General features: G+C 71.3%; 21 protein-coding genes and 1 pseudogene. 7 read left to right on the top strand and 15 right to left on the bottom strand.

Annotated elements, in window-relative coordinates; all coding sequences use genetic code 11:
• Nucleotides 1-33: 33 nt before the first annotated feature.
• The 11 genes and pseudogenes from alr to OG609_RS16205 form a co-directional block, all read right to left on the bottom strand.
• Nucleotides 34-1,188, bottom strand: coding sequence for an alanine racemase (gene alr, locus OG609_RS16155; protein ID WP_327273479.1), 1,155 nt, complete (start codon nt 1,186-1,188; stop codon nt 34-36).
• A 97-nt stretch (nt 1,189-1,285) separates the two neighbouring features.
• Nucleotides 1,286-1,672 (bottom strand): DUF488 domain-containing protein, encoded by a 387-nt coding sequence (locus OG609_RS16160; RefSeq protein ID WP_327273480.1) that lies wholly within the window; start codon nt 1,670-1,672, stop codon nt 1,286-1,288.
• A gap of 60 nt (nt 1,673-1,732) precedes the next feature.
• Complete coding sequence (locus tag OG609_RS16165; protein WP_327273481.1) at nt 1,733-3,193, bottom strand: NAD(P)H-hydrate dehydratase; 1,461 nt, start codon at nt 3,191-3,193, stop codon at nt 1,733-1,735.
• 4 nt (nt 3,194-3,197) lie between these two features.
• On the bottom strand, nt 3,198-3,566 hold the full coding sequence (locus OG609_RS16170) for a holo-ACP synthase (protein ID WP_093897275.1): 369 nt from the start codon (nt 3,564-3,566) through the stop codon (nt 3,198-3,200).
• Between the two features lie 20 nt (nt 3,567-3,586).
• Nucleotides 3,587-5,434 (bottom strand): glutamine--fructose-6-phosphate transaminase (isomerizing), encoded by a 1,848-nt coding sequence (gene glmS / locus OG609_RS16175; protein ID WP_327273482.1) that lies wholly within the window; start codon nt 5,432-5,434, stop codon nt 3,587-3,589.
• A 91-nt stretch (nt 5,435-5,525) separates the two neighbouring features.
• A complete protein-coding gene (locus tag OG609_RS16180) occupies nt 5,526-6,854 on the bottom strand; it encodes a lanthionine synthetase C family protein (protein WP_327273483.1) in 1,329 nt (442 codons plus the stop codon).
• Nucleotides 6,851-9,955: a lantibiotic dehydratase gene (locus tag OG609_RS16185; protein ID WP_327278072.1), complete on the bottom strand. Its 3,105-nt coding sequence runs from the start codon at nt 9,953-9,955 to the stop codon at nt 6,851-6,853. The genes OG609_RS16180 and OG609_RS16185 overlap by 4 nt, the downstream gene beginning before the upstream one ends.
• 197 nt (nt 9,956-10,152) lie before the next feature.
• On the bottom strand, nt 10,153-10,311 hold the full coding sequence (lanA, locus tag OG609_RS16190; protein WP_327273484.1) for an SCO0268 family class II lanthipeptide: 159 nt from the start codon (nt 10,309-10,311) through the stop codon (nt 10,153-10,155).
• Nucleotides 10,312-10,762: 451 nt separating this feature from the next.
• Complete coding sequence (locus OG609_RS16195) at nt 10,763-11,590, bottom strand: alpha/beta fold hydrolase (RefSeq protein ID WP_327278073.1); 828 nt, start codon at nt 11,588-11,590, stop codon at nt 10,763-10,765.
• A 273-nt stretch (nt 11,591-11,863) separates the two neighbouring features.
• Nucleotides 11,864-11,997, bottom strand: a pseudogene (locus OG609_RS16200) (LysR family transcriptional regulator); the annotation flags it as partial.
• Nucleotides 11,973-12,089: a LysR family transcriptional regulator gene (locus tag OG609_RS16205; RefSeq protein WP_327278411.1), complete on the bottom strand. Its 117-nt coding sequence runs from the start codon at nt 12,087-12,089 to the stop codon at nt 11,973-11,975. The gene OG609_RS16205 and the pseudogene OG609_RS16200, both read right to left, overlap by 25 nt.
• 139 nt (nt 12,090-12,228) lie before the next feature.
• Here OG609_RS16205 and OG609_RS16210 point away from each other — a divergent pair, with 139 nt between their 5' ends.
• The 7 genes from OG609_RS16210 to OG609_RS16240 all read left to right on the top strand — a co-directional run bounded on the left by OG609_RS16210 (nt 12,229) and on the right by OG609_RS16240 (nt 18,836).
• On the top strand, nt 12,229-13,473 hold the full coding sequence (locus tag OG609_RS16210; RefSeq protein ID WP_327273485.1) for an MFS transporter: 1,245 nt from the start codon (nt 12,229-12,231) through the stop codon (nt 13,471-13,473).
• Nucleotides 13,474-13,572: 99 nt separating this feature from the next.
• Nucleotides 13,573-14,172 (top strand): cysteine hydrolase family protein, encoded by a 600-nt coding sequence (locus OG609_RS16215; protein ID WP_327273486.1) that lies wholly within the window; start codon nt 13,573-13,575, stop codon nt 14,170-14,172.
• 547 nt (nt 14,173-14,719) lie between these two features.
• Nucleotides 14,720-14,929 (top strand): hypothetical protein, encoded by a 210-nt coding sequence (locus OG609_RS16220; protein WP_327273487.1) that lies wholly within the window; start codon nt 14,720-14,722, stop codon nt 14,927-14,929.
• A 98-nt stretch (nt 14,930-15,027) separates the two neighbouring features.
• The gene (locus tag OG609_RS16225; RefSeq protein WP_327273488.1) at nt 15,028-15,627 is read left to right on the top strand and encodes an RNA polymerase sigma factor; all 600 of its coding nucleotides are present in this window, start codon (nt 15,028-15,030) and stop codon (nt 15,625-15,627) included.
• Complete coding sequence (locus OG609_RS16230) at nt 15,615-16,595, top strand: CU044_5270 family protein (protein WP_327273489.1); 981 nt, start codon at nt 15,615-15,617, stop codon at nt 16,593-16,595. Before OG609_RS16225 ends, OG609_RS16230 begins: the two co-directional genes overlap by 13 nt.
• A 261-nt stretch (nt 16,596-16,856) precedes the next feature.
• Nucleotides 16,857-17,852 carry a type I pantothenate kinase gene (coaA, locus tag OG609_RS16235; protein WP_327273490.1) on the top strand — a complete coding sequence of 332 codons (996 nt, stop codon included), beginning with the start codon at nt 16,857-16,859 and terminating at the stop codon, nt 17,850-17,852.
• Between the two features lie 27 nt (nt 17,853-17,879).
• A complete protein-coding gene (locus OG609_RS16240; protein WP_327273491.1) occupies nt 17,880-18,836 on the top strand; it encodes a DUF389 domain-containing protein in 957 nt (318 codons plus the stop codon).
• A gap of 145 nt (nt 18,837-18,981) precedes the next feature.
• Here OG609_RS16240 and glmM read toward each other — a convergent pair whose 3' ends face one another.
• From glmM to OG609_RS16260, 4 genes are all read right to left on the bottom strand, one after another.
• Nucleotides 18,982-20,340: a phosphoglucosamine mutase gene (gene glmM, locus OG609_RS16245; RefSeq protein ID WP_327273492.1), complete on the bottom strand. Its 1,359-nt coding sequence runs from the start codon at nt 20,338-20,340 to the stop codon at nt 18,982-18,984.
• Nucleotides 20,341-20,570: 230 nt separating this feature from the next.
• On the bottom strand, nt 20,571-21,098 hold the full coding sequence (rpsI, locus tag OG609_RS16250; RefSeq protein ID WP_030914197.1) for a 30S ribosomal protein S9: 528 nt from the start codon (nt 21,096-21,098) through the stop codon (nt 20,571-20,573).
• 44 nt (nt 21,099-21,142) lie between these two features.
• Nucleotides 21,143-21,586, bottom strand: coding sequence for a 50S ribosomal protein L13 (gene rplM / locus OG609_RS16255; protein WP_072486702.1), 444 nt, complete (start codon nt 21,584-21,586; stop codon nt 21,143-21,145).
• 441 nt (nt 21,587-22,027) lie between these two features.
• Nucleotides 22,028-23,656, bottom strand: coding sequence for an ABC-F family ATP-binding cassette domain-containing protein (locus tag OG609_RS16260; RefSeq protein ID WP_327278074.1), 1,629 nt, complete (start codon nt 23,654-23,656; stop codon nt 22,028-22,030).
• Nucleotides 23,657-23,660: the final 4 nt, after the last annotated feature.

Below are 23,660 nucleotides of genomic sequence, written 5' to 3' on the forward strand. Positions count from 1 at the left end.
TCAGATCGTGCCTGGTCAGGGGCGCTTGATCGGTCAGGACCCGGCCGGGGTTCCATTCAGATGGACGCGCGGCACACGGCTGCCGATCCGGGTGACGATCTCGTACGCGATCGTGTCGCAGGCCTGCGCCCAGTCCTCGGCGCTCGGCTCGCCCCGGTCCCCCGGGCCGAAGAGCACCGCCTCGCTGCCCACCTCGATCTCGTCCCCGTCGAGGTCGACGACGAACTGGTCCATGGCCACCCGGCCCGCGATCCGCCGCCGCGCACCGCCGACCAGGACGGGTGCACGGCCGGAGGCATGGCGCGGAATGCCGTCCGCGTAACCGACCGGCACCAGGCCCAGGGTGGTCGCGGCGGTCGTCGTGTAGTGGTGTCCGTAACTGACCCCGTGACCGGCCGGCACCTGCTTGACCAGGGCGACCGACGCGACGAGCGTCATGACGGGGCGCAGCCCGAAGTCGGCCGGGGTGCCCAGCTCGGGGCTGGGCGAGATGCCGTACATCGCGATCCCGGTCCGTACGAGATCGAAGTGCGCCTCGGGGATCGTCAGCGTCGCCGGGGAGTTGGCGATGTGGCGCACCTCGGGGTCGACGCCCTCCTTCTCGGCGTACGCGACCATGTCCCGGAACACGTTCAGCTGGGCGGCGATGGAGGGGTGGCCGGGCTCGTCGGCGCAGGCGAAGTGGGACCAGAGGCCGGTGATCCTGACAGTGCCCGCGTCCTCGGCGGTGCGGGCGGCAGCGACCAGCTCCGGCCAGTCGGCGGGCTGGCAGCCGTTGCGCCCGAGGCCGGTGTCGGCCTTGAGCTGGACACGGGCCGGAATACCGGCTTCCGTGGCCGCGGCGACGACCTCGCGCAGGGCCCACATCCCGCTCACCGACACATCGATGTCGGCCTCGATCGCCTCGCGCCAGGGGCCGCCCGGCGTCCACAGCCAGCACATCACCCGGCCGCCGAGCCCGGCCGCCCGCAGGGCGAGCGCCTCCTGCGGCGTCGCGGTGCCCAGCCAGGTCGCCCCGGCCTCCAGCGCGGCCCGGGCGCAGGGCACCGCCCCGTGCCCGTACGCATCGGATTTGACGACGGCCATGAGTTGCGCGCCGGCCGCCCGCGCGCGCAGCACACGCACGTTGGCGCGCAATGCGGCGAGGTCGATCTCGGCACGGGCTCTCAAGGACGCTGTCTCGTTCATCGCGCCCAGTCTCTCAGAGGCGTACGACAGCACCCTCGGGCGGCGGGTCGGGAAGGACCCGCCGCCCGAGTCGCCCGCCGTGCTGGGTGTGTACACCTCAGTGATGGCGCAGCTCGTGTTCCAGATGGTCGACGAGGACCGGGACATGGCTGTGCGGTACGTCCTTGACCGCCGTGACCAGCGTCACCGGGCCGCCCGCGCGGACCAGTTCCACCAGCTCCCCGACGGCCGCCGTGTGGGCGGGGTCGGCCAGCTCGGCGCGGTAGCGGTCGACGAAGTCGTCGTAGCGGGTGCCCGTGCGGTCCTCGTGGTACCAGGCGCGCAGCTCGTTCGACGGGGTGACGTCCTTGAGCCACTTGTCGATCCCGGCCCGGTCCTTCGCCACGCCGCGCGGCCAGAGCCGGTCGACGAGGACGCGGGTGCCGTCGCCGTCCTCCTGCGGGTCGTACACCCGGCGTACTCGCACATCGCTGCTGCTGCCCACGATCGGCCCTCCTGTCGCTCCTGTCAGCCCGTGTCGGCGGCTGCCTGCGCCCAGGATCACTCAGCCCCGTACGTCCCGCCACGCCGCCGCAATCGCCTCGGCGACGTCCTGCGCGGCGACGGGAGCGCCGTTCGAGGCGTGGCGGGCGGCCAGGCCGTGCAGATACGCACCGACGGACGCGGCGTCGCGCGGGGCGAGGCCCGCAGCCAGCAGGGAGCCGGTCAGGCCGGAGAGGACGTCGCCGCTGCCGGCCGTGGCCAGCCAGGAGGTGCCGGTCGGGTTGACCCGTACGGGAGTGTCTGCGGTGTCGGTGGCGACCAGGGTCGTCGACCCCTTGAGCAGGACCGTGGCGCGGTAGCGGGCGGCCAGTTCCCGTACGGCGGCGAGCCGCCCCGTCTCGACCTCCTCGCGCGGGACGCCGAGCAGGGCCGCGGCCTCACCGGCGTGCGGGGTGAGGACGGTCGGCGCGGTGCGCGAGCGTACGGCGGTGGCGTCGAGCAGCCGCAACCCGTCCGCGTCGACGAGCACCGGAACGTCCGCGGCCAGCACGCCACGGACCGCCTCGACGGCCTCCGTACCGTCACCGAGCCCGGGCCCGACGACCCATGCCTGCACCCGCCCGGCCTTCGACGGCGGCCCCGCGTGGACCAGCGTCTCCGGATGGCAGGCGATCACCGCGCCGGCCCCGGGCCCGACGTACCGCACGGCTCCGGCACCGCCCCGCAGCGCCCCGGAGACGGCCAGCACCGCCGCCCCCGGGTACCGCGCCGACCCGGCAACGATGCCGACGACACCACGCCGGTACTTGTCGCTCTCGTTGCTGGGAGCCGGCAGGAGTGCGGCGACGTCCGCGTACTGCAAGGCCTCCAGGTCGGGTACGTCGGGCAGCTCGGGCCCGAGCCCGATGTCGACGAGGTGCAGGGCGCCCGCCAGGTCGGCGGCCGGGTCGATGAGCAGCCCCGGCTTGTGCGTACCGAAGGTGACGGTCGCGTCGGCGCGCACGGCGTCGCCGAGCACCTCACCGGTGTCGGCCTCGACCCCGCTGGGCAGATCGACGGCGACGAAGGCCGCACCGGTCGCCTCGAAGGCCCGCACCAGCTCGGCGGCCTCCGCGCGCAGCCCGCCGCGCCCGCCGATGCCGGTGATCCCGTCCACGACGAGATCGATGTGCCCGCCCCAGGCGCTCGTCGCCGCGCCCCCCTCCGCCACGCGCCCGCCCGCCGCGAGCAGCGCCGCGAGCCCGCCCTCATGGGCGCGCCCCTGGGAGGTGAGCACGGCGCGCACGCCCGCGCCGCGGCGGGCCAGCCGGGCGCCCGCGTACAGCGCGTCGCCCCCGTTGTCGCCGCTGCCGACGAGCAGGACGACCCGGGACCCGTACACCCGGCCGCGCCGCCGCAGCACATCGGCGCAGGCCGCCGCGAGTCCCGCCGCGGCGCGCTGCATCAGGGCGCCCTGGGGCAGCTTGGCCATCAGGGCCCGCTCGGCGGCCCTTACGGTCTGAACGCTGTACGCAGTACGCATGTGCTCAACCCTCCGCGATCACCACGGCCGATGCCACCCCCGCGTCGTGGCTGAGCGACACATGCCAGTGCCGTACGCCCAGCTCGGCCGCGCGTGCGGCGACCGTGCCGATCACCCGCAGCCGGGGCTGCCCGCTGTCCTCGACGTACACCTCGGCGTCCGTCCAGAGCAGGCCGCTCGGTGCGCCGAGCGCCTTCGCGAGGGCTTCCTTCGCGGCGAACCGCGCGGCGAGCGAGGCGATACCGCGCCGCTCGCCGCTGGGCAGCAGCAACTCACTCTTCAGGAAGAGCCGGTCGGCCATCTGCGGCGTACGCTCCAGCGCCGCGTCGAACCGTTCGATCTCCGCCACATCGATCCCGACCCCGATGATCACGCCTGTTCCTTCACTGCTCGCTACTCCACGGTCACGGACTTCGCCAGATTGCGCGGCTGGTCCACGTCGTTGCCGCGGGCCGTCGCCAGTTCGCAGGCGAACACCTGCAGCGGCACGGTCGACACCAGCGGCTGAAGCAGCGTAGGCGTAACGGGAATCCGGATCAGATGGTCGGCGTACGGGACGACCGCCTCGTCCCCCTCCTCGGCGATGACGATGGTGCGGGCGCCGCGGGCCCGGATCTCCTGGATGTTCGACACGATCTTGTCGTGCAGCACCGACCGGCCGCGCGGTGAGGGCACGACCACGACGACCGGCAGATCGTCCTCGATGAGCGCGATCGGCCCGTGTTTGAGCTCACCGGCGGCGAAGCCCTCGGCGTGCATGTACGCGAGTTCCTTGAGCTTCAACGCGCCTTCCAGGGCTACGGGATAGCCGACATGGCGGCCCAGGAAGAGCACGGTGTCGTGGTCGGCGAGGGAGCGGGCGAGTGCGCGTACGGGTTCCATGGTCGCAAGGACCCGTTCGACCGCCCCGGAGATCTCGGAGAGCTGGCGGATGACGGTCCGGATCTCGTCGCCCCACTTCGTACCGCAGATCTGTCCGAGATACAGCGCGACCAGGTAGCAGGCGACGAGCTGGGTGAGAAACGCCTTGGTGGAGGCGACGGCGACTTCGGGCCCGGCGTGCGTGTAGAGCACGGCGTCGGACTCCCGCGGGATGGTGGAGCCGTTCGTGTTGCAGATGGCGAGGACCTTCGCACCCTGTTCGCGGGCGTGCCGCAGGGCCATCAGAGTGTCCATCGTCTCGCCGGACTGGGAGATCGCGACGACGAGGGTGCGGTGGTCGAGGATCGGGTCGCGGTAGCGGAACTCGCTGGCCAGCTCGGTCTCGCAGGGAATCCTGGTCCAGTGCTCGATGGCGTACTTGGCGATCATCCCTGCGTGGAACGCGGTACCGCAGGCGACGATGACGACCTTGTCGACCTCCCGGAGCTCGCGGGGCGTGATCCGTACCTCGTCGAGGTGGAGCCGGCCCGCGCCGTCGATCCGCCCGAGGAGCGTGTCGGCGACGGCCTTGGGCTGTTCGGCGATCTCCTTGAGCATGAAGTAGTCGTGGCCGCCCTTCTCGGCGGCGGAGACGTCCCAGTCCACGTGGTACTTACGGACCTCGGCGGGCCGCCCGTCGAAGTCGGTGACGGTGACACCTTCCCGGCGCAGCTCCACCACCTGGTCCTGCCCCAGCTCGATCGCGGAGCGGGTGTGCGCGATGAACGCGGCCACGTCGGAGGCCAGGAACGACTCGTCCTCCCCCACCCCCACCACGAGCGGCGAGTTGCGCCGGGCCCCGACCACCGCGTCGGGCGCGTCCGCGTGCACGGCGACGAGGGTGAAGGCGCCCTCCAGCTGCCGGCAGACCTGCCGCATCGCCTCCGCCAGGTCCGCACAGGACGAGAACGCCTCGGCGAGGAGATGGGCGACGACCTCGGTGTCGGTCTCGGAGGCCAGATCGTGGCCCCGCTCGGCGAGTTCGGCGCGCAGGACGGCGAAGTTCTCGATGATCCCGTTGTGCACGACGGCGACGCGGCCCGCATTGTCGAGGTGCGGGTGGGCATTGGCGTCGGTGGGAGCGCCGTGAGTGGCCCAGCGGGTGTGCCCGATCCCGGTGGTCCCGGCCGGGAGCGGCGCCTCGGCCAGCGTCTTCTCCAGATTGACGAGCTTCCCGGCCTTCTTGGCGGCAGCCAGCCCGCCGTCCGCCAGGACGGCGATTCCCGCCGAGTCGTAGCCCCGGTATTCGAGGCGCTTGAGACCCGCGACGACGACGTCCTGCGCCGACTGACCACCGACGTATCCGACGATTCCGCACATACCGTTCCCTTCCTGGTCGCTCTCCCCTCTTCTTCGCATCGTCGCAGAAGGTGAACAAGGCGGCAGGGAACGCCGTCGGCACCACGTCGTCTCAGGCCAGCAGCAGCGGCATGTCCCAGTCCGAGGGGGAGCCCCCCGCGGAGTACGCGTCGAGGGCCAAGGCCAGGCCCGCCGCCCCGTCGAGGTATCCGGAGACGTCCGACCCGTACGGCACCTTCGTCATGGTGAAGCGGTAGCCGAAGGGCAGCTCCGGGTCGAAGGCGTCGACCAGCGGGGCAGCGATCCGGTCCCGGACCTCTTCGATCCGGCCGTCGCCGAAGTGCTCGTTGAGCCGCCCGAGCTGGTGCAGGGCCCCCGCCCAGCCGTGGCACAGCGCGTTGTCGTCGATGTCCCACCGGTCCGGGGTCAGCGTCAGCAGCCGCTCCACGGACGCCTTCGCCGTGCCGGCCCAGTCCGCGCGGCCCAGCGCCAGCCCGGCCAGTTGCAGCGCGCGGGAGACCGCGGGGGCGCCGTAGCACCAGGCGGGCCGTCCGGCGGGGGCGGCGAAGGCGTCGGGTCCGGCCAGCCACTCGGTGAGGCTCAGGTACGGGGGCCAGTACAGCCCGTGCTCGTCGCGCACCGCCCACCGGGTGAGCAGTTCGACGGACGACTCGATGGCCTCCCGCTGGTCCGGTACGCGGATGCCCTGCCGCCAGGCGAGCGACAGCAGGGCGAGCGGCCCGGCGACCCCGTGCGAGATCCCGAGGTTGAGGTGGCCGTCGGGCAGCTGGTCCTCCGAGCCGATCCGGGGCGCGTCCAGGGCCCACCACCGCGGCACCTTGTGGCCGCGATGCTCCACCTCGCCCAGCGAGAGGCGGGTCAGGTAGGCGAGTGTGGTCTCCAGTTCCTCGCCGCAGGTCTCGGCGCGGGCCAGCAGGTAACGGCCCACCCCTGTCATCCCGCGCACCACTTCGTAGTGCCCGATGGTGGGCAGCGGGGAGTTCTCCGGGACGGCGGGCAGCGCGCTGCGGACCAGGTCCCGCTGGTATCCGTCGAGCCGCTGGAGCGCGGAGACGTAGCCACCCGTGGTGCGGTGGGCGATCAGGACGGCGAAGGCGAGGGCCCCCGGCCCCTTGAAGATGCCGCTCGGGGTGGTGTCCCCGAGGGCCGCGGCCGAGGTGGCGGCCGCGAGGTACCCGTGCGCGCGGGCGGTGCGGTCGGCGCCGGGACGGGTGGCGCCGCTGAAGGCGATGGCCAGTCCGGGGCTGCCGCTGCCGAGGGTCATCTCGGCCCAGATGGCCTCGGTCTCGCCGGTGTCGTTGGCCTCGGCCGGGATCCGGGTCGCGGCCACGGTGGTGGCGGGGTCGGCCAGCCGGTCGAGGATCTGCTCCGAGACCTGTCCGGCGCGCTCGCGCAGTTCGGTTCGGTCGGGGGTGGTCATCGGGCGCTCCTGACGGCTGCGGCGGTGGAACGGGCCACGTGTTCGCGGCGGGCGATACCGGTTCGGGCGGCTCCGCGCAGGACCGCGTAGGCGCGGGCCTCCGCCGCCTGGTCGATGCCGAACAGCCGGTTGTGCCGCATGTGCAGCAGCGACAGCACGGCCTCGTCGCGGTCGGCCTCCGAGGCGGCCAGCACCAGCTTTCCGTAGGCCGCCGGTTCGGGCGCGTCCGCCCACAGCTCCGCGAGCGCGGGGACACGGAGTTCGGCCGCGGCGTGCCGGGCGGTGTCGCCGGGGATGTCTCCGGGGCAGATCAGCCGGTCGGCCAGGGCGCGATGGCGCTGGTAGACCTCGTGGTCGGGGCCCTTGGTGAACATGTGGACCGCCCAGGCGCACCAGTCCCAGTCGCCGAGCGAGTCCAGCAGCACCGCGTGCCCGGCGGCCGCGAGGACGTCGTCGGGCACGGCCGCCGCCCCGGCGCGGCGCGCCCGGAGCTGGACCAACGCCGACTGACTGTCCGTCAGAAAGAGTCCCTCGACGGCCTCCTGTGCGGCGCGGCCGAGGTAGCGGTCGGTCTCCGGGCGGTACGCGTCCACCGTCATCCCCCGTACCGCGCCTGATTCGGCCAGGCGCCGCACGTGCCGGGCGACGGCGGGCAGGACCCGTCCGTTCAGTGCGGCCGGGTCGCCGTGGAGACGGATCCGCAGATGCGGGTCGGGGTCGCGGTAGCGCAGGAAGAACCACCGGTCGATGTCCGCGTCGATGTCGGCCAGCAGCGCGGGCAGGTGTTCGGCGAGCAGGGTGTCGTGGGCGGTCTGCTCGGCGTACAGCTTGACGGTCAGCCAGTCCTCGCCGGGCAGGTGGAACGCCGTGGGCGCGTACCGGAGCGGGGACTTGGCGAGCGCCGGTGCGGCCTCTCCCGGCGCTTCGGCCGCCGGGGTACGCGCGGCGCGGACGAGCGGGACGACGATCTCGGTGCTGTACCCGGAATTCCAGCCGAGCCCGGCACCGTCCGCGGTGAGGTCCTCGTACAGCTGGAACCGGGGTTCCCTGGCGGTCAGTTCGGCGCGCAGCAGCCCCTGGTCCCACGGCTCGCGCAGGTCGATCGGGAACATCTGGTCGTTGCGGGCGATCTGGATCCGATCGGGTACCCGGCCCCGGCGGCGCCACTCGCGCAGCCCCTCCTCCCATACGGACGTGCTCCCCGAGCGTGCCGCATCCATCAGCCGGCGCCCCGCGAGCCAGCGGCGCGGCGAGGTCAGCACACGGCCGTAGCGGACGCGCGGGAGGTACGGGAGGACGTCGAGCCCCGCCCAGTCCCAGCCGGACCAGACCCGGGGCCGGGCCGCGGCGAGGTCGGAGAGGAAGCGGGCGACGGGCGGGGCCTGAGCGTCGAGGGCCAGCATGTGCGGGAAGACGGGGACGACCTGGCGGCCGGTCGGCCCGTGCAGCAGCCGCAGCCCGTCCTCGCCCGCGGCGACGAGGAGGGTCCGCCAGTCCAGGCAGTGCGGGTCGCCGCGGTCGTCGGCGACGCCGACCGGTATGCGGTACGGCAGCAGCGGCGGCACCTGCACGATGTTCAGCGAGCGCGGGTCGGTCGGCATGATGTCGACCTGGGCCACGAGCACGTCCTCGTCGGCTGGTCCGGGGGCGGGGCCCGCGGCCAGCTCGGCGAGTTCGTCGGTGAGACCGGCGACGGCGGCGAAGCGGCCCGCGGTCGCGCCGGCCGTCCAGGAGCCGATGTGCGGACTGCCCAGGAGCAGGAACTCACCCCGGTCGATGGCCTCCTGGCTGTCGGCGAGGATCTGGAAGCAGAGTTCGAGGGTGCGCGGCGCGCGGCCCCCTGGGGTTTGGCCGACGGCCTTGGCCAGGCGCGCCACGTCGGCGTCGGTGAGTTCGATGTCGCCGCCGTCGAGGATGGCCTGCTGGGTGAGTTCGGCGATCGCGGCGCGGCGGGGGCGGTCGGCGTCCTCGCCGGGGCCGACGCGTGGGTGGGCGGGCGCGGGGGTGCCGTACTCGGGCGGCAGACCGAGGCCGCGGTGCGGGTCGACGAGGTCGGCGAGCGGGACGGCGGAGGCGGTTCCGTACCGCTCGATGAACCGGTCGCGGTAGTCCCGCAGGTACGCGAGCGTGGTCCACTCCGGGGTCATCGCCCAGATCGCGGCGGCGTAGCGGCGCACCTCCTCGCCGATCGTCTCCGGCAGCACGATGTCGGCGGGCATCCGCAGGTCCACATGGACGGGGGGCCGTCGGCCGCTGTCCGCGTCGTCGCCGTCCAGGGTGCGGACGGCCGCGAGCAGCGCGCGCCAGGAGTCCCGGCCCCGGCCGGGCGGGTCCGCCTCGTGGGTGGCGGCGGCGGCGCGGACGGCGCGCAGTCCTTCGGCGGCGCCCGGTACGACCCCGTCGACGGCGGCCTCGATGCGGTCGAGGAGTTCGGCGTCGATGCGGTACGGCGTGAGGGAGGTGAGCAGGAGGCCGTGCTGGACGAGACCCGCGAGGAGGCCGTCGATGCGGCCCTGCTCGACGGAGGGGAAGCGGGCGCTCAGGTCGTCGACGAGTGCCCCGTACGGGACGGGCCGCGCGGCGGCCTCGCGAACGACGGCGACGAGGGCGTTGTCCCGGACCGAGATCTCGCGCTCGCCGGTGTGCAGGGTGATCCGGCCGTCGCGCCGGACGCACAGGTCGTTCAGGACGACATCGGTCCGGCGGCGGACCTCGGGGACGGCGAGCCAGTCGAGCACCCGGCGGTGCAGCCAGAGGCCGTCGAGTCGGACCGACACCTCGCCGGGGCCGGTGAGCGCGGCCTCGGTGCCGGGGCCGAAGGCGGCCCGGCCGACGCCCGCGAACAGGCCGAAGGGGGTGGGCCGGCCGCCGGCGCGGCGCGCGTACCGGGTGAGGGTCCTGGCCGCACTGAGGGTCCGCTTCCGGCCGAGGGCGGCGGCACCCTCGGCGGTGGCGAGGCGCTGGAGGCTGAGGGAGAGACTGCCGCTGGCGACCTCGACGGCCTGGCGGAGCAGCGGGTCGTCGGCCAGGCGACGGAGCCCCGGAACGGGGTCGTCGGGGTCGATGCGGGGTTCGGCGCGGTCGCGCGGCGCACTCGCCATCCGCACGAGCACCGGCTCGCGGACCTCGAAGAGGTCCAGGTCCGGTTCCAGGTCTGGTCGCACGTCGGCAGCCCCCCATGGTGCGGCGGTACGGGAAAGCGATGCGGTGGTACGGCGAGGCGAAGCGGGCTGAGCCCGCTTCGCCTCGCCTCACTTCAGCCGGGTCCCGCGCCGGTCGGGCCGACGCGTGTGCTGCGTCAGCAGCAGATGGGACAACGGGTGCCGATCGCGTAGCTGCTCGGCGAGGAGTACGTACCGGCGCCGAACTCCTGGGTCTCGTCGGAGACCTCCGAGATGCGGAGGTCGAGGTCCAGGTCGGCGGCGATGTCGTTGGCGATAATCATTTCGGTGCGCATGTGTGCCCCCAAAGGGTCAGTGAAGCGAACAAATGATTGGAATACCTGAGCGCCTGTTCGGCTCTCCCGTGCTCACTTTTCACTGCGACACCACCGCGCGGGGAGCCCGTTTTCAGCCAACCGGAAGAACGGCGAAGCGGCCCCGCCCAGGCGACAAGAACGGGGCCGTACGGGCGCGCGTGCGCCCGTAACGACGGGATCTGCCTCTGTGGACAGAAACTTCTCCTGCCCGCCCGCGCGACGCGATCAACGCCCCGGGCGGACCCCGGCCCCCGGAATCACGGCGCGGCGGGTCTCCACCCGTCACCATCCGGCCGCTCCGCACGGCGCCCCGCTTATTCGGCGTGATGTGGCCCTTGCCGCCGCCACGCTTCACTGCATATCGGCAGGACTCGAAAAGATTGCCGACGAATTCGGCGAACCCTGCCGCGTACGGGACACCCCCTGTGGTTCAGCGCTTGAGGAACTCCAGGAGGTCCTTGTTGAACCTCTCCTTGTAGCCCGGGACAACGGCGATGCCGTGGGGGCCGCCTTCGTACACCTTGAGGGTCGCGTCCTGGATGAGTTGGGCGGTCTTGCGGCCCGTGGCGTCGATGGGGACGATCTGGTCGTCGTCACCGTGCACGACGAGCGTGGGGATGTCGAACTTCTTCAGGTCTTCGTGGAAGTCCGTGGCGGCGAAGGCGTCGACACAGGCGACGCCGCCCTCGATGGTCTCGGCCATGGCCATGTACCAGAAAGCGTCCTGGTTGCCCTGTGTGACCTTGTTGCCGTCGCGGTTGGCACCGAAGAAGGCGACCGCGGTGTCCTTCCAGAACTGCGAACGCTCGGCGAGGATGCCGTTCTTGATGTCGTCGAAGACCGACTGCGGTACGCCCTCGGGGTTGTCGGGGCCCTGGAGCATCAGCGGACAGATCGCCGAGAGCAGCACCGCGGACCTGATCCGGTCGGTGCCGTGGCGGCCGATGTAGCGGGCGAGTTCGCCGCCGCCCATCGAGTGCGCGACCAGCGTGACGTCCCGCAGGTCCAGTTGGGTGATCAGGTCGTTGAGGTCGTCCGCGAAGGTGTCGAAGTCGTAGCCGTCCCAGACCGGGGTGGAGCCGCCGTGACCGCGACGGTCGTGGGCGATGCCGCGGAACCCGTTGTCCGCGACCGCTTTGAGCTGGTCCTGCCAGGCGTCCCCGCTCAGGGGCCAGCCATGGATGAAGACGACGGGGCGGCCGCGGCCCCAGTCCTTGTAGAAGATGTCGACACCGTCACGTGTGGTCACCGTGGGCATGCGTGCTGTCCTCTCGGGTGTGCTGCCGGGCCCCCCGATCCAGCGTGCGGCCGGACGCCCGAGCCGCAAATCGGAATCGTGGGGACCGGCGGGCCGCGCACGTCGTTCCGGGCGCGGCACCCTGCCGCCTCGGGCGGGGCCGGGCCTCACGCTCCTGTCGGCGCGGCCCCGGGGGCCTGCCCGGCAGTCGGACGTACGCGGGCGACGCCCTCGTCCCGGACGTCGCACCCGTCGGCGCGCAGCTGAGTGATGGCGGCGTTCAGCGCGGAATCGCCCAGCCCCGTCGTGGCCGGCCGCTGTGGCGGCGAGGTGGGCGCGGAGGGTGGGTGGGGGTTGTCGCGGCGCCAGAGGAGCGAGTGCGGGTAGACGGGCGTCGGGTCGGTCACCGGGATGCGGCGTAGGCCGTGGGCCTGCTGGTGATCGACAGGTCGGCGGCGGCTTTCTGGAACTGGCCCGCTTCCGCGACGGCGACGAAGGTACGGACTGCTTCGAGATCCACACCGATCCACCTGAGTGAACAACCGATGGTTGTGAATGACTGGCAGTGCAGTTGTTTGACCTGCTGTCGTGCTGCTCGCTTAGCTCTCACCGGTCAATGTCAGTTTGTTCGGGTGGGACATCAAGGGGGCGCGCTGAGCATGGTGGGCAGGACACCGTTGGGCCGGCAGTTCGGCTGGCTGTGGGCGGCATATGCGGTGAGCGCTTATGGGTCCGGGCTGGGGTTCGGGGCATTGCCGCTGATCGCCGTGCTGGCGTTGCATGCCGGCCCCGCTGAGGTGTCCGCGCTGTCCGCGGTGGGGCCTGCGGTGGGCGCGCTGATCGCGGTGCCACTCGCGCCGTGGGTGGAGTTCCGGCGCAAGCGCCTGGTCATGATCGCGATGGACCTGACCCGGTTTGCGGTCATGGCGACGGTCCCGGTCGCCTACGCCTTCGGTTTGCTCAGTTTCGTCCAGCTGCTCGTGATCTCGGCCGTGGTCGCCGCAGCCAAGATCGCCTTCAACGCGGCGAGCGGCGCCTACCTCAAGGCCCTCGTCCGGCCGGATGACCTGCTCGTGGCCAACGCGCGGTTCGAGTCCACGAACTGGAGCTCCATCGCAGTCGGGCCACCGCTGGGCGGGGCGGCGATCGGCCTGTTCGGGCCGGTCATCACCGTGGTGGTCGACGCGCTCAGCTACCTGCTCTCTGCGCTGTGCCTCACCGCGATCCGCGGCCGGGAAGAAGCGCCGCAACCAACCGACAGAAGCCCGGCCCGGGCGGGCGCATTGCTTGACGGCTGGCGACACATCATGGGTCATCCCGGCTTGCGGGCGCTCTACCTCAACCAAATGGTCGTCGCCGGTCTGATCATGGCCACCGAGCCGCTGCTGGCCGTGCTCCTGCTTCGCCAGCTCGGGTTCCCGCCCTGGCAGTACGGCCTCGCCTTCGCCGCTCCCTGCGTCGGCGGACTCATCGGCTCGCGGCTGGCCCGCCGTGTCGTGGCCCGCTACGGCCGGCACTGGGTCTTCCGGACCGTCGGCACACTGCGCGCCATCTGGCTGATCGGCCTGGCCTTCGTCCGTCCCGGCGTCGTCGGCCTCGTCACCGTGATAGCTGTCGAGCTGGCGATCATCGTCAACATGAGCCTGTACACCCCGGTGCTCGCCACATACCGGCTCGAACACACCCCCAAGCATCTCGTCGCCCGCACCCTGTCGGCCTGGTCGATCGGCCAGCAGGCGTCCATCGCCGTCCTCACCGCGCTCGGCGGACTGCTCGCCGACGTCACCAGCCCACGCACCGCTCTCGTGGTCGCGGGACTGCTCATCCTGACCACCCCGCTCCTGCTTCCCCGACACGACCAGACGTCGCAGCACGAGCCGGAACTGCCCCGTAGCCGCTCATGACACCCCGCAACTCGCCGCTGAAGCCCGCAGGCTGCAGCTGGTCCGCGCCGGTACGCGTCCGCGTCGACCAGGCACACCACCAGCAAGGAGAACACCCGCGTGAGCACTGCCCCCGCACTTGACCCCGCGCACACCGCTCTTCTCGTCATGGACTACCAGCCCGCGATCCTGGCCCCTCTGTCCGAAGGCGGGGACTGCGAAGCCCTGCTCGGTCGCGTGGAAGGAGCCATCGCCGACGTTCGTGCAAACGGCGGCACCATCGCCTACGTACGCGTCGGCTTCACCGAGGCCGACTGGGACGCGATCCCGGCCATCAACAAGTCTTTCGCCCCGCTGGCCCAACACCGCGTCATGCACCATGAGGACCCTGCCGCTGCCATCCACGAGCGCCTGGCTCCCCAGGACGGCGACATCGTCGTGCGCAAGATCCGCTACGGCGGCATGTCCACCACCGACCTCGACCAGCAGCTGCGCGAGCGCGGCATCACCACTCTGGTCGTCTCCGGCATCAGTACCAGCGGCGTCGTCCTGTCCACCGTCATCGACGCGGCCGACCGCGACTACCAGCTCTACGTCCTGTCCGACGGCGTCGCCGACCCGGACACCGAAGTCCACAACGTCCTGCTCCATCAAGTTTTCCCCTCACGGGCCCACATCATCGACACCGCCGAGCTGCACGCCCTGCTCCGGGCCGGCTGACTCGAACCACGAGCCGATCCCACCCACGGTCGCCGCATCCACCCGGTGCGGAGGCGACCACTGACAGTCGGCACCGTGACCGCCCCGCTCCCCCAGGAGGAAGGGGAACGGGGCGGGCGTTCGTGGGCGCGGTGGTCAGTTGCTGGAGGCGTACGTGACGAACTCCGCCCCGATGGATACCCGGCAGATTGACGCCCCCTCGCGCGCCCCGTCTCCCGTTGGCAACTGCCCCGACTGCGAGGGCAGGTTGCCGCTCACGGCGTAGCTGTGGCCGTCGTGTCCGGCGATCGGAGCCAGTCTCCCGTGCGGGCCGTATCGGCTGCGGTGCGCAGCAGGTGGGCGACGGCGGGGCGTCCAGCCCGGCCCCTGGTCAGGAGGTGGATCTCGATCGCGGCTGCCGGGGTCAGTTGCCGCCACTCCAGCCCGGCGGGCACGCTCGACGCCGCCGACGACCGCGGCCGCCTCGCCGCATGCCACAGGGGTGTGGCCGGTGTCGAAGGACAGTTGCCGCCGCAGAAGCTTCGGAGTGATTCCGGCGCGGGTGAGGATGCCGACGATCGCGTCGTGGTGGCCGGGGGTCCGTCTCGCACGGGTGGACGAGCGGGGCCTCCTTCGCCGGTTCGGTCGTGCCGACGGCGGGCCGGGCCGGCTGCATCCGGAGATCGGCTCGGTCCGGGACCGGTCGCGTACCACCGACGTCATCACGGACCTGTGGGCCCGACAGGTGCGGGGGAAAGCGGTGCTGATGGTGAGGTGACGGCGTCGCACCAAGGCTCTCCGTATCCTGTGAACCTTTCCGCGCCCTGCGGGCAACAAGGGGTGACACGCTCACCCGCCGAGCCCCCAGGAGCCGATGTGACCGGACCACCAGCCAGCCCCGACGACGATGCCGAGGTCGTCGCGCAGTCGCTGGAGCATCCCGAGATCTTCGCCGGGCTCTACGACCGCCACGCCCCGGACATCCACCGCTATGCCGCCCGCCGCCTCGGGGAGGGCGCGGCGGACGACATCACGGCGGAGACCTTTCTCATCGCCTTCCGCTCCCGGCGCCGTTACGACGGCACGCATCGCAACGCCCGCCCGTGGCTGTACGGCATCGCCGCGAATCTCATCGGCAAGCAGCGGCGCAGCGAGGAGAGGGGGCTGCGGGCCCTGGCCCGTACGGGGCAGGATCCGGTGGCCGCGTCCTGGAGCGACCGTTCCGACGACCGGATCGCCGCACAGGCGCCGCTGGCCGGGGCGCTCGCCTCGCTCTCGCCCGGCGACCGCCATGTGCTGCTGCTCGTCGCCTGGGCCGACCTCGGATACCAGGAGGTCGCCGAGGCGCTGGGCATCCCGCTCGGCACCGTGCGGTCCCGGCTCAATCGCGCCCGCCGCAAGGTCCGTGAAGCGCTCGACATGGATCCCTCGTTCACGCCCGACGTCATGGAGCTGACCCCGTCATGGACGAAATGACCCGGCTGCGCGAGCTGCGCGCGGACGCCCCCGTTCCCGACCGTTCGGCACTCGCCCCAGGTCGGCAGCGGCTCACCGAGGCCGCCGCCGCGGGCCGCCGTGCCCGTCGGCTGAAGGCAGACTGGCGGATCGCCTCGATCGGTGCGGCAGCGGCGATCACCGTGGCTGCCGTGCTCGGCACCCAGCTCGTCGATGCCGCCGCCCCCGACCGCTCCGGACCCGCTGCGGCCACCGGAACCCTGCGGCTGAGCAGCCCGGCCGAGGTGCTGAACCGGGCCGCCGACACGCTGGAGAAGCAGCAGGCGGCCCCGGAGCCGCGCGACGACCAGTGGATCTACACGAAGACGGTGATGGCCCAGCCGCCCCAGAAGGGCTCGGCCGTCGGCCGCTTCACGTACGACCCCGACAACTGGGTCCCGTACGACAACTCCGCCGCGGCCAAGAACGGGAAGGACGACGACTACCGCACGTCCCGTCAGGTCTACCGGGCCGCCAACGAGCTGCCCGACGACCCCGCACGGCTGCTGGCGAAGGTCCGCTCGTTCTACCCGACCGGCAACACCGCCGAGGACCCGCCCGAGGCCGAGGCCCAGCACAGCTTCCGCGCGATGGGTCTGATGGTCGAGGCGTACCCGATCGCACCGGCCGCCCTCGCTCGGATCTACCGGGCCCTGGCCACCGTCCCCGGTGTCCAGGTCACCGACCACCTGGTGAAGGACGCCGCCGGACGCGAGGTCATCGCCATCACCCGGAAGGAGGACGGCAGCCACGAACAGCGGGAGATCCTCCTCGACCCGCACGACTTCAGGTACGCCGGGATGCGCTTCGTGGTCACCGAGGACTACGAGTACGCGTCCTCCGCGGGCAAGGTGCGATTTCCGTCGGAGAAGTTCAAGGCCGGGCAGATCATGCTGAGCGAAGCCCGGGTCAGGGCCGCCGTCGTCGACGCCAAGGGCGAGAAGCCCTGAGACGCCACCAGTGGCCGCGAACCGGGGCCGGTGTCCGCCACAGGGGTGCGGACACCGGCCCCACCGACTGCGGCAGGTACCAGCGGGTGCATCATGTCGCTGCCGGATGTCAGCCCGTCGGCCCAGCAGTCAGGGGGGAGCCCGCATGTCCAGCTCCGAGAGACCGGCCGCACCACCACGCCCGGCAGCCCGGAACGAGCACCGCCCCCACGTGACCGACCCCACCCCCCACTCCGTTGAAACTCCCGCAACAATGAACACGTGATCACTTCGCCGCCACGGAGCACCCACCGACGCACCGAGCACGCGTCGACGCCGTACGTCGACCTGTCCCGCGCCGAGTGGAGCGCCCTGCGCGACAAGACTCCGCTGCCGCTGACCGCCGACGAGGTGGAGCAACTGCGCGGGCTCGGCGACGTCATCGACCTCGACGAGGTACGGGACGTCTACCTGCCGCTCTCCCGGCTCCTCAACCTCTATGTCCAGGCCACCTCGGGCCTGCGCGGCGCCCTGAACACCTTCCTCGGGGACGCGGGCAACGGGCACGGTGCACAGCGGGGCACCCCGTTCGTCATAGGCGTCGCGGGCAGTGTCGCGGTGGGCAAGTCCACCAGCGCCCGTATCCTCCAGGCGCTGTTGGCCCGCTGGCCCGAGCATCCCCGGGTGGAGCTCGTCACCACGGACGGGTTCCTGCTGCCGATGAAGGAGCTCCAGTCGCGCGGGCTGATGTCGCGCAAGGGGTTCCCCGAGTCGTACGACCGGCGTGCCCTGACCCGTTTCGTCGCCGATATCAAGGCCGGCAAGGACGAGGTGACGGCGCCCGTCTACTCGCATCTGATCTACGACATCGTGCCGGGCGAGCGGCTCACCGTACGCCGCCCCGACATCCTGATCGTCGAGGGGCTCAACGTGCTTCAGCCCGCGCTGCCCGGAAAGGACGGGCGGACCAGGGTCGGGCTCGCCGACTACTTCGACTTCAGTGTGTACGTGGACGCGCGGACCGAGGACATCGAGACCTGGTATCTCAACCGGTTCCGGAAACTGCGCGAGACGGCGTTCCAGAATCCGTTCTCGTACTTCCGCAAGTACACCCAGGTCTCCGAGGAGGAGGCCATGGAGTACGCGGCGACGATGTGGCGGACCATCAACAAGCCCAACCTGGTGGAGAATGTCGCGCCCACCCGGGGCCGTGCCACTCTGGTGCTGCGCAAAGGGCCGGACCACAAGGTCCAGCGGCTGTCACTGCGCAAACTCTGATTCTCCGAGCCTCCTGGGAGTGGCCGCGTGCTGCATCTGCGCCTGATCGTCCCCGCCGACCGTACGGACGAGGTGGTGCACCTGCTGGAGAGCACCGTCGGTACGACGCATCTCGTGGTGATGTCCGGGGTCGCCCGTAACCCGGCGGGTGACGTGGTGCTGTGCGATGTGGCCCGCGAGGCGGGCGACGAGCTGATCAGCGCGCTGCGCAGGCTCGGTATCGACAAGTCCGGTTCGATCACCGTCGAGAACATGGACCTGACGCTCTCCGCGCACGCCGACAAGGCCGAGGAGGAGGCGCCGGGCGAGGGCGCGGACGCGGTGCTGTGGGAGGAGCTGACGGAGGCGACCCACGAGGAGTCGACGTTCAGCGTCACCTATGTGGCGTTCCTCGCGGTCGCGACGATGCTCGCCGCCTGCGGTGTGATGCTCGACAACGCGATCCTGATCGTGGGCGCGATGGCGGTCGGTCCGGAGTTCGGGCCGCTTGCCGGGATCTCCACGGCCCTGGTGCAGCGCGCTCCGCGACTGGTGTGGCGGTCGCTGGTGGCGCTGATCGGCGGCTTCGCCGTCGCGATGATACTGACCGCCGGGTTCGCCTGGCTGATGGACGCCTTCGGGCTGTTCAACCGCTCGATGATCGAGGCGGCCCGGCCCAACACGGCGTTCATCTGGAAGCCGGACGCGATGTCGTTCGTGGTGGCGTTCCTGGCCGGGATCGCCGGGACGCTCTCGCTCACCTCGGCGAAGTCCGGTGCGCTGATCGGCGTCGCCATCTCGGTGACCACCGTGCCGGCCGCGGCCAATGCGGCGGTGGCATTCAGCTACAGCGACTACAGCCAGATGTCGGGCTCCACGGCCCAGCTGCTGGCGAACCTCGGCGGGATCGTGGTCGCGGGAACGTTGACGCTGCTGGTCCAGAAGGCCCTGTGGGCGGCGCACCGCCGCCGGACGGGCTGTGTTGCGAGCCTGTCCGGCGAATAGCGAGCGGCGCGGCCGACACAACCGGACCCGTCCGGTCCGGCGAACGGCCCCGCCGAGCCGGGACCTGCGGAGCCCGCACCGGCCGACTGCGGGCCCGATCGAGCCCGGCCCAGCCGACCACAGGCCGGCCAGGCCCGGACAGGTCCTAACCGAGTGCGGACTTCACCACATCGGCCAGCCGCTCGGCGACCGCCCGTGCCTGGTCGATGTCGGCCGCCTCGACCATGACCCGTACCAGCGGCTCCGTGCCCGACTGGCGCAGCAGTACGCGCCCGGTGAAGCCCAGCTCGCGCTCGGCCTCGGCGACCGCCGCGGCCAGCTCCGGGGAGGTCCCGACCCGGGACTTGTCGACGTCGGGGACGTTGATCAGCAGCTGGGGCAGCCGCTGCATGACCCCGGCCAGCTCGGCGAGCGTACGGCCGGTGGCCGCGACCCGGGCCGCCAGCATCAGGCCGGTCAGCGTGCCGTCGCCGGTCGTGGCGTGGTCCAGGACGATGACATGACCGGACTGCTCGCCGCCCAGCGCGTAGCCCTCGGCCTTCATCGACTCCAGTACGTAACGGTCGCCGACGGCGGTCTGGACGAGCTGGATGCCCTCCCGCTCCATCGCGATCTTGAAGCCGAGGTTGGACATGACCGTGCCGACCACGGTGTCCTTGCGCAGTTGCCCGGCCTCGCGCATGGCGAGGGCGAGCACGGCCAGGATCTGGTCGCCGTCGACCTCCGCGCCCGTGGCGTCCACGGCGAGGCAGCGGTCGGCGTCGCCGTCGTGCGCGATGCCGAGGTCGGCGCCGTGCTCGACGACTGCGGCCTTCAGCAGATCCAGGTGGGTGGAGCCGCAGCCGTCGTTGATGTTCAGACCGTCCGGATCGGCACCGATCGTGATCACCTCGGCGCCGGCCCGCGCGAAGGCCTCGGGCGAGACCCGGGAGGCCGCGCCGTGTGCCTCGTCGAGGACGACCTTCAGCCCGTCGAGCCGGTTCGGGAGGACGGCGATGAGATGGGCGACGTACCGGTCGAAGCCCTCGGCGTAGTCGGTGACCCTGCCCACCCCGCCGCCCGTCGGACGCGCCCAGGGCTCACCGGTGCGGTGCTGCTCGTAGACCGTCTCGATCCGGTCCTCCAGCTCGTCGGCGAGCTTGTGACCGCCACGGGCGAAGAACTTGACACCGTTGTCCGGCATGGCGTTGTGGCTGGCGGAGAGCATCACACCGAGGTCGGCGCCCAGCGCGCCGGTGAGGTACGCCACCGCAGGGGTGGGCAGCACACCGACCCGCAGGACGTCCACGCCCGCACTGGCGAGGCCTGCCACGACGGCGGCCTCCAGGAACTCTCCGGACGCACGTGGGTCGCGTCCCACCACGGCTGTCGGCCGATGCCCCTCAAAGGTGCCCGCCTCGGCCAGCACATGCGCCGCAGCGACCGAGAGACCGAGCGCCAGCTCAGCCGTCAGATCCGCATTGGCGACACCGCGCACACCGTCCGTGCCGAAGAGTCGTCCCACTGGTGTCCTCCGAAGATGCTCCGAAACCGCAAACCAAACCAAAGCAAACCGACGCGACGCAGCAACACGATGCGGCGCGTCCGGTCGCCGGGCAACGCAACACAACGCTGCGCATGCGAGCGTATGAACGTCTTATGCCGTTATACGCCCGAGGGTGCCGATAGACGAACGCCCCGGCAAGCACAAGGTGTGCCGCCGGGGCGAACGTGTAAAGCAGATAAGCAGGCGGTTTAGCGCTTGCTGTACTGCGGGGCCTTACGGGCCTTCTTGAGACCGGCCTTCTTGCGCTCGACCGCACGGTCGTCGCGGGAGAGGAAGCCGGCCTTCTTCAGCGGGGCGCGGTTGTTGTCCACGTCCGCCTCGTTCAGCGCACGGGCCACACCGAGGCGCAGGGCGCCGGCCTGACCCGAGACGCCGCCACCCGAGATGCGGGCGATGACGTCGTAGCGGTTGTCGAGCTCGAGCACCTTGAAGGGCTCGTTGACTTCCTGCTGGTGCACCTTGTTGGGGAAGTAGTCCTCAAGGGTGCGACCGTTGATCTTCCACTTGCCGGTGCCCGGAACGATCCGGACGCGGGCGATGGCGTTCTTCCGACGGCCAAGGCCGGCGGCGGGCTGCGGGTCGCCGAAGCGGGAAGCCAGCGACTCGCTGGTGTACTCGCCCTCGACGGGAACCTCGGACTCGAAGGTGGTCACCTCGGCGAAAACCTCTTCGCCCTCGGTGCCCTCGACGGGGTTCTCAACAGTGGTCTCGGCCACGATTCTCCTCAGATCTTTCTTTTGGTCTTAGGGGGAGGCCGGAACTACTGCGCGACCTGGGTGATCTCGAACGGGACCGGCTGCTGAGCAGCGTGCGGGTGCTGGTCGCCCGCGTAGACCTTGAGCTTCGAGAGCATCTGACGGCCCAGGCTGTTCTTGGGGATCATGCCCTTGATGGCCTTCTCGACAGCCTTCTCGGGGCTCTTGGCGAGCAGCTCGTCGTAACGGACGGAGCGGAGACCACCCGGGAACCCGGAGTGGCGGTACGCCATCTTCTGGGTCTTCTTGTTGCCGGAGAGGTGAACCTTCTCGGCGTTGATGATGATGACGAAGTCGCCCATGTCCATGTGGGGGGCGTAAATCGCCTTGTGCTTGCCGCGGAGGAGGTTCGCAGCCGTGGTGGCCAGACGGCCCAGGACGATGTCCTGCGCGTCAATGATGTGCCACTGGCGCGTCACATCGCCGGGCTTGGGGCTGTACGTACGCACTTCGTAGCCTTCGCTTCTTCAGTGGATGGGGTCCAGACACATGACACCTCTGAAGCGATCATGCAGCTGGGGCTCACAATGCCGGGGACGCTGCCCGTATGCGAGCCACTGGTAACTGCTCCAGAGAACCTACGTAAGGGCCCTACGCGTGAGAACGACGAAGCCAATACGCATAACAATCAACGAGACTACCCGCCCCGCCCCGGACGGGTCAAAACGCGTGGCCCTCGGGCGGGCGGCAGCGGGGTTCCCCGGCCTGGCCGGCCCCGCTGCCGGGGTTCCGTCCTCAATCGCCGGACGGGCTGGTTGGTGCGGGTTCCCCGCGGGGGTGCGCCTTGGGCCGTCGTGTGCCCCTCCGGGGTCCCTCCGGGAAGACTCCCCGGAGGGGCACCACCCCCACCCACCCGGACAAGGCGCACCCCGGACCGTGGAGCAACCGCGTCACCGGGCCCGTTCCACCCGCCGCTCGTCCCACACCGGCTCCGTCGTCTCCCGTACGACGCCGTCCGAGCCGAACACCAGATACCGGTCGAAGGACTTCGCGAACCAGCGGTCGTGCGTGACGGCCATCACCGTCCCCTCGTACACCTCAAGACCGTCCTGCAGGGCCTCGGCCGACTCCAGGTCCAGGTTGTCCGTCGGCTCGTCCAGCAGCAGTGCCGTCGTGCCGGCCAGCTCCAGGAGCAGGATCTGGAACCGCGCCTGCTGCCCGCCGGACAGCTTCTCGAACGGCTGGTCCCCCTGCCGCTCCAGCTCGTACCGCCGCAGCACGGACATCGCCCCGCCGCGGTCCTTGGCGTGCTCGGTCCACAGGATCTCGACGAGCGTGTGGCCCAGCAGCTCCGGATGGGCGTGCGTCTGCGCGAAGTGACCCGGGACGACGCGCGCCCCGAGCTTCCACTCCCCCGTGTGCGCCACCGGCTCGCCCGCGAGCAGCCGCAGGAAGTGCGACTTCCCGGAGCCGTTCGAGCCGAGGACGGCGACCCGCTCCCCGTAGAAGATCTCCAGGTCGAACGGCTTCATGAGCCCGGTCAGCTCCAGCCCCTTGCAGGTCATCGCCCGTACGCCGGTCCGGCCACCGCGCAGCCGCATCTTGATGTCCTGCTCGCGCGGCGGCTCCGGCGGGGGTCCCGCGTCCTCGAACTTCTTGAAGCGGGTCTGCATGGCCCGGTAGCGCGACGCCATGTCGGGGCTGATCGCCGCCTGCTGCCGAAGCCGGTGGACCAGCGCCTTCAGCCGGGCGTGCTCCTCCTCCCAGCGGCGCAGCAGCTCCTCGAACCGCGCGAACCGGTCCTTGCGGGCCTGGTGGTACGTATCGAAACCGGCGCCGTGCACCCACACGTCGCTGCCGGCCGGGCTCGGCTCGACGCTGACGATCTTCTCGGCGGCCCTGGACAGCAGCTCCCGGTCGTGGGAGACGAAGAGGACCGTCTTGCGGGTCTCCTTCAGCTTCTCCTCCAGCCACCGCTTTCCGGGGACGTCGAGATAGTTGTCCGGCTCGTCGAGCAGCAGCACCTCGTCCGGCCCGCGCAGCAGCGCCTCCAGCACCAGCCGCTTCTGCTCACCACCGGACAGTGTGCGCACCTCGCGCCACTGCGCCTTCTCGTACGGGACACCGAGCGCGGCCATGGTGCACATGTCCCACACCGTCTCGGCCTCGTACCCGCGGGCCTCCGCCCAGTCGCTCAGGGCCTGCGCGTACTTCATCTGCGCGGCCTCGTCGTCGACGGTGAGGATCAGCTCCTCGGCCTTGTCGACCGCCAGAGCCGCTTCCCGGATACGGGGCTGGGCGACGGAGACCAGCAGATCCCGGACCGTACGGTCGTCCCGCACGGAGCCCACGAACTGCTGCATCACCCCGAGCCCGCCGCTCACCGACACGGACCCGCCGTGCGGCTGGAGCTCCCCGGCGAGCAGCCGCAGCAACGTGGTCTTTCCGGCGCCGTTCGCCCCCACGAGGGCGACCACTGCCCCGTCCGCGACCCGGAACGAAGCATCGCCGAGCAGCACCCGCCCGTCCGGTAGGTAGTACTCCAGATGGCCTGCTTCAAGATGTCCCATGCACAGCATTGTC

It is taken from the genome of Streptomyces sp. NBC_01224, from assembly GCF_036002945.1.
GTDB lineage: Bacteria > Actinomycetota > Actinomycetes > Streptomycetales > Streptomycetaceae > Streptomyces.

Bases quoted from the DNA above. Each gene is read 5' to 3' on its own strand.
- alr (WP_327273479.1), bottom strand. From the start codon at position 1,188: ATGAACGAGACAGCGTCCTTGAGAGCCCGTGCCGAGATCGACCTCGCC.
- OG609_RS16165 (WP_327273481.1), bottom strand. From the start codon at position 3,193: ATGCGTACTGCGTACAGCGTTCAGACCGTAAGGGCCGCCGAGCGGGCC.
- glmS (WP_327273482.1), bottom strand. From the start codon at position 5,434: ATGTGCGGAATCGTCGGATACGTCGGTGGTCAGTCGGCGCAGGACGTC.
- OG609_RS16180 (WP_327273483.1), bottom strand. From the start codon at position 6,854: ATGACCACCCCCGACCGAACCGAACTGCGCGAGCGCGCCGGACAGGTC.
- OG609_RS16185 (WP_327278072.1), bottom strand. From the start codon at position 9,955: ATGGCGAGTGCGCCGCGCGACCGCGCCGAACCCCGCATCGACCCCGAC.
- lanA (WP_327273484.1), bottom strand. From the start codon at position 10,311: ATGCGCACCGAAATGATTATCGCCAACGACATCGCCGCCGACCTGGAC.
- OG609_RS16195 (WP_327278073.1), bottom strand. From the start codon at position 11,590: ATGCCCACGGTGACCACACGTGACGGTGTCGACATCTTCTACAAGGAC.
- OG609_RS16210 (WP_327273485.1), top strand. From the start codon at position 12,229: ATGGTGGGCAGGACACCGTTGGGCCGGCAGTTCGGCTGGCTGTGGGCG.
- OG609_RS16220 (WP_327273487.1), top strand. From the start codon at position 14,720: ATGCCGACGATCGCGTCGTGGTGGCCGGGGGTCCGTCTCGCACGGGTG.
- OG609_RS16230 (WP_327273489.1), top strand. From the start codon at position 15,615: ATGGACGAAATGACCCGGCTGCGCGAGCTGCGCGCGGACGCCCCCGTT.
- OG609_RS16260 (WP_327278074.1), bottom strand. From the start codon at position 23,656: ATGCTGTGCATGGGACATCTTGAAGCAGGCCATCTGGAGTACTACCTA.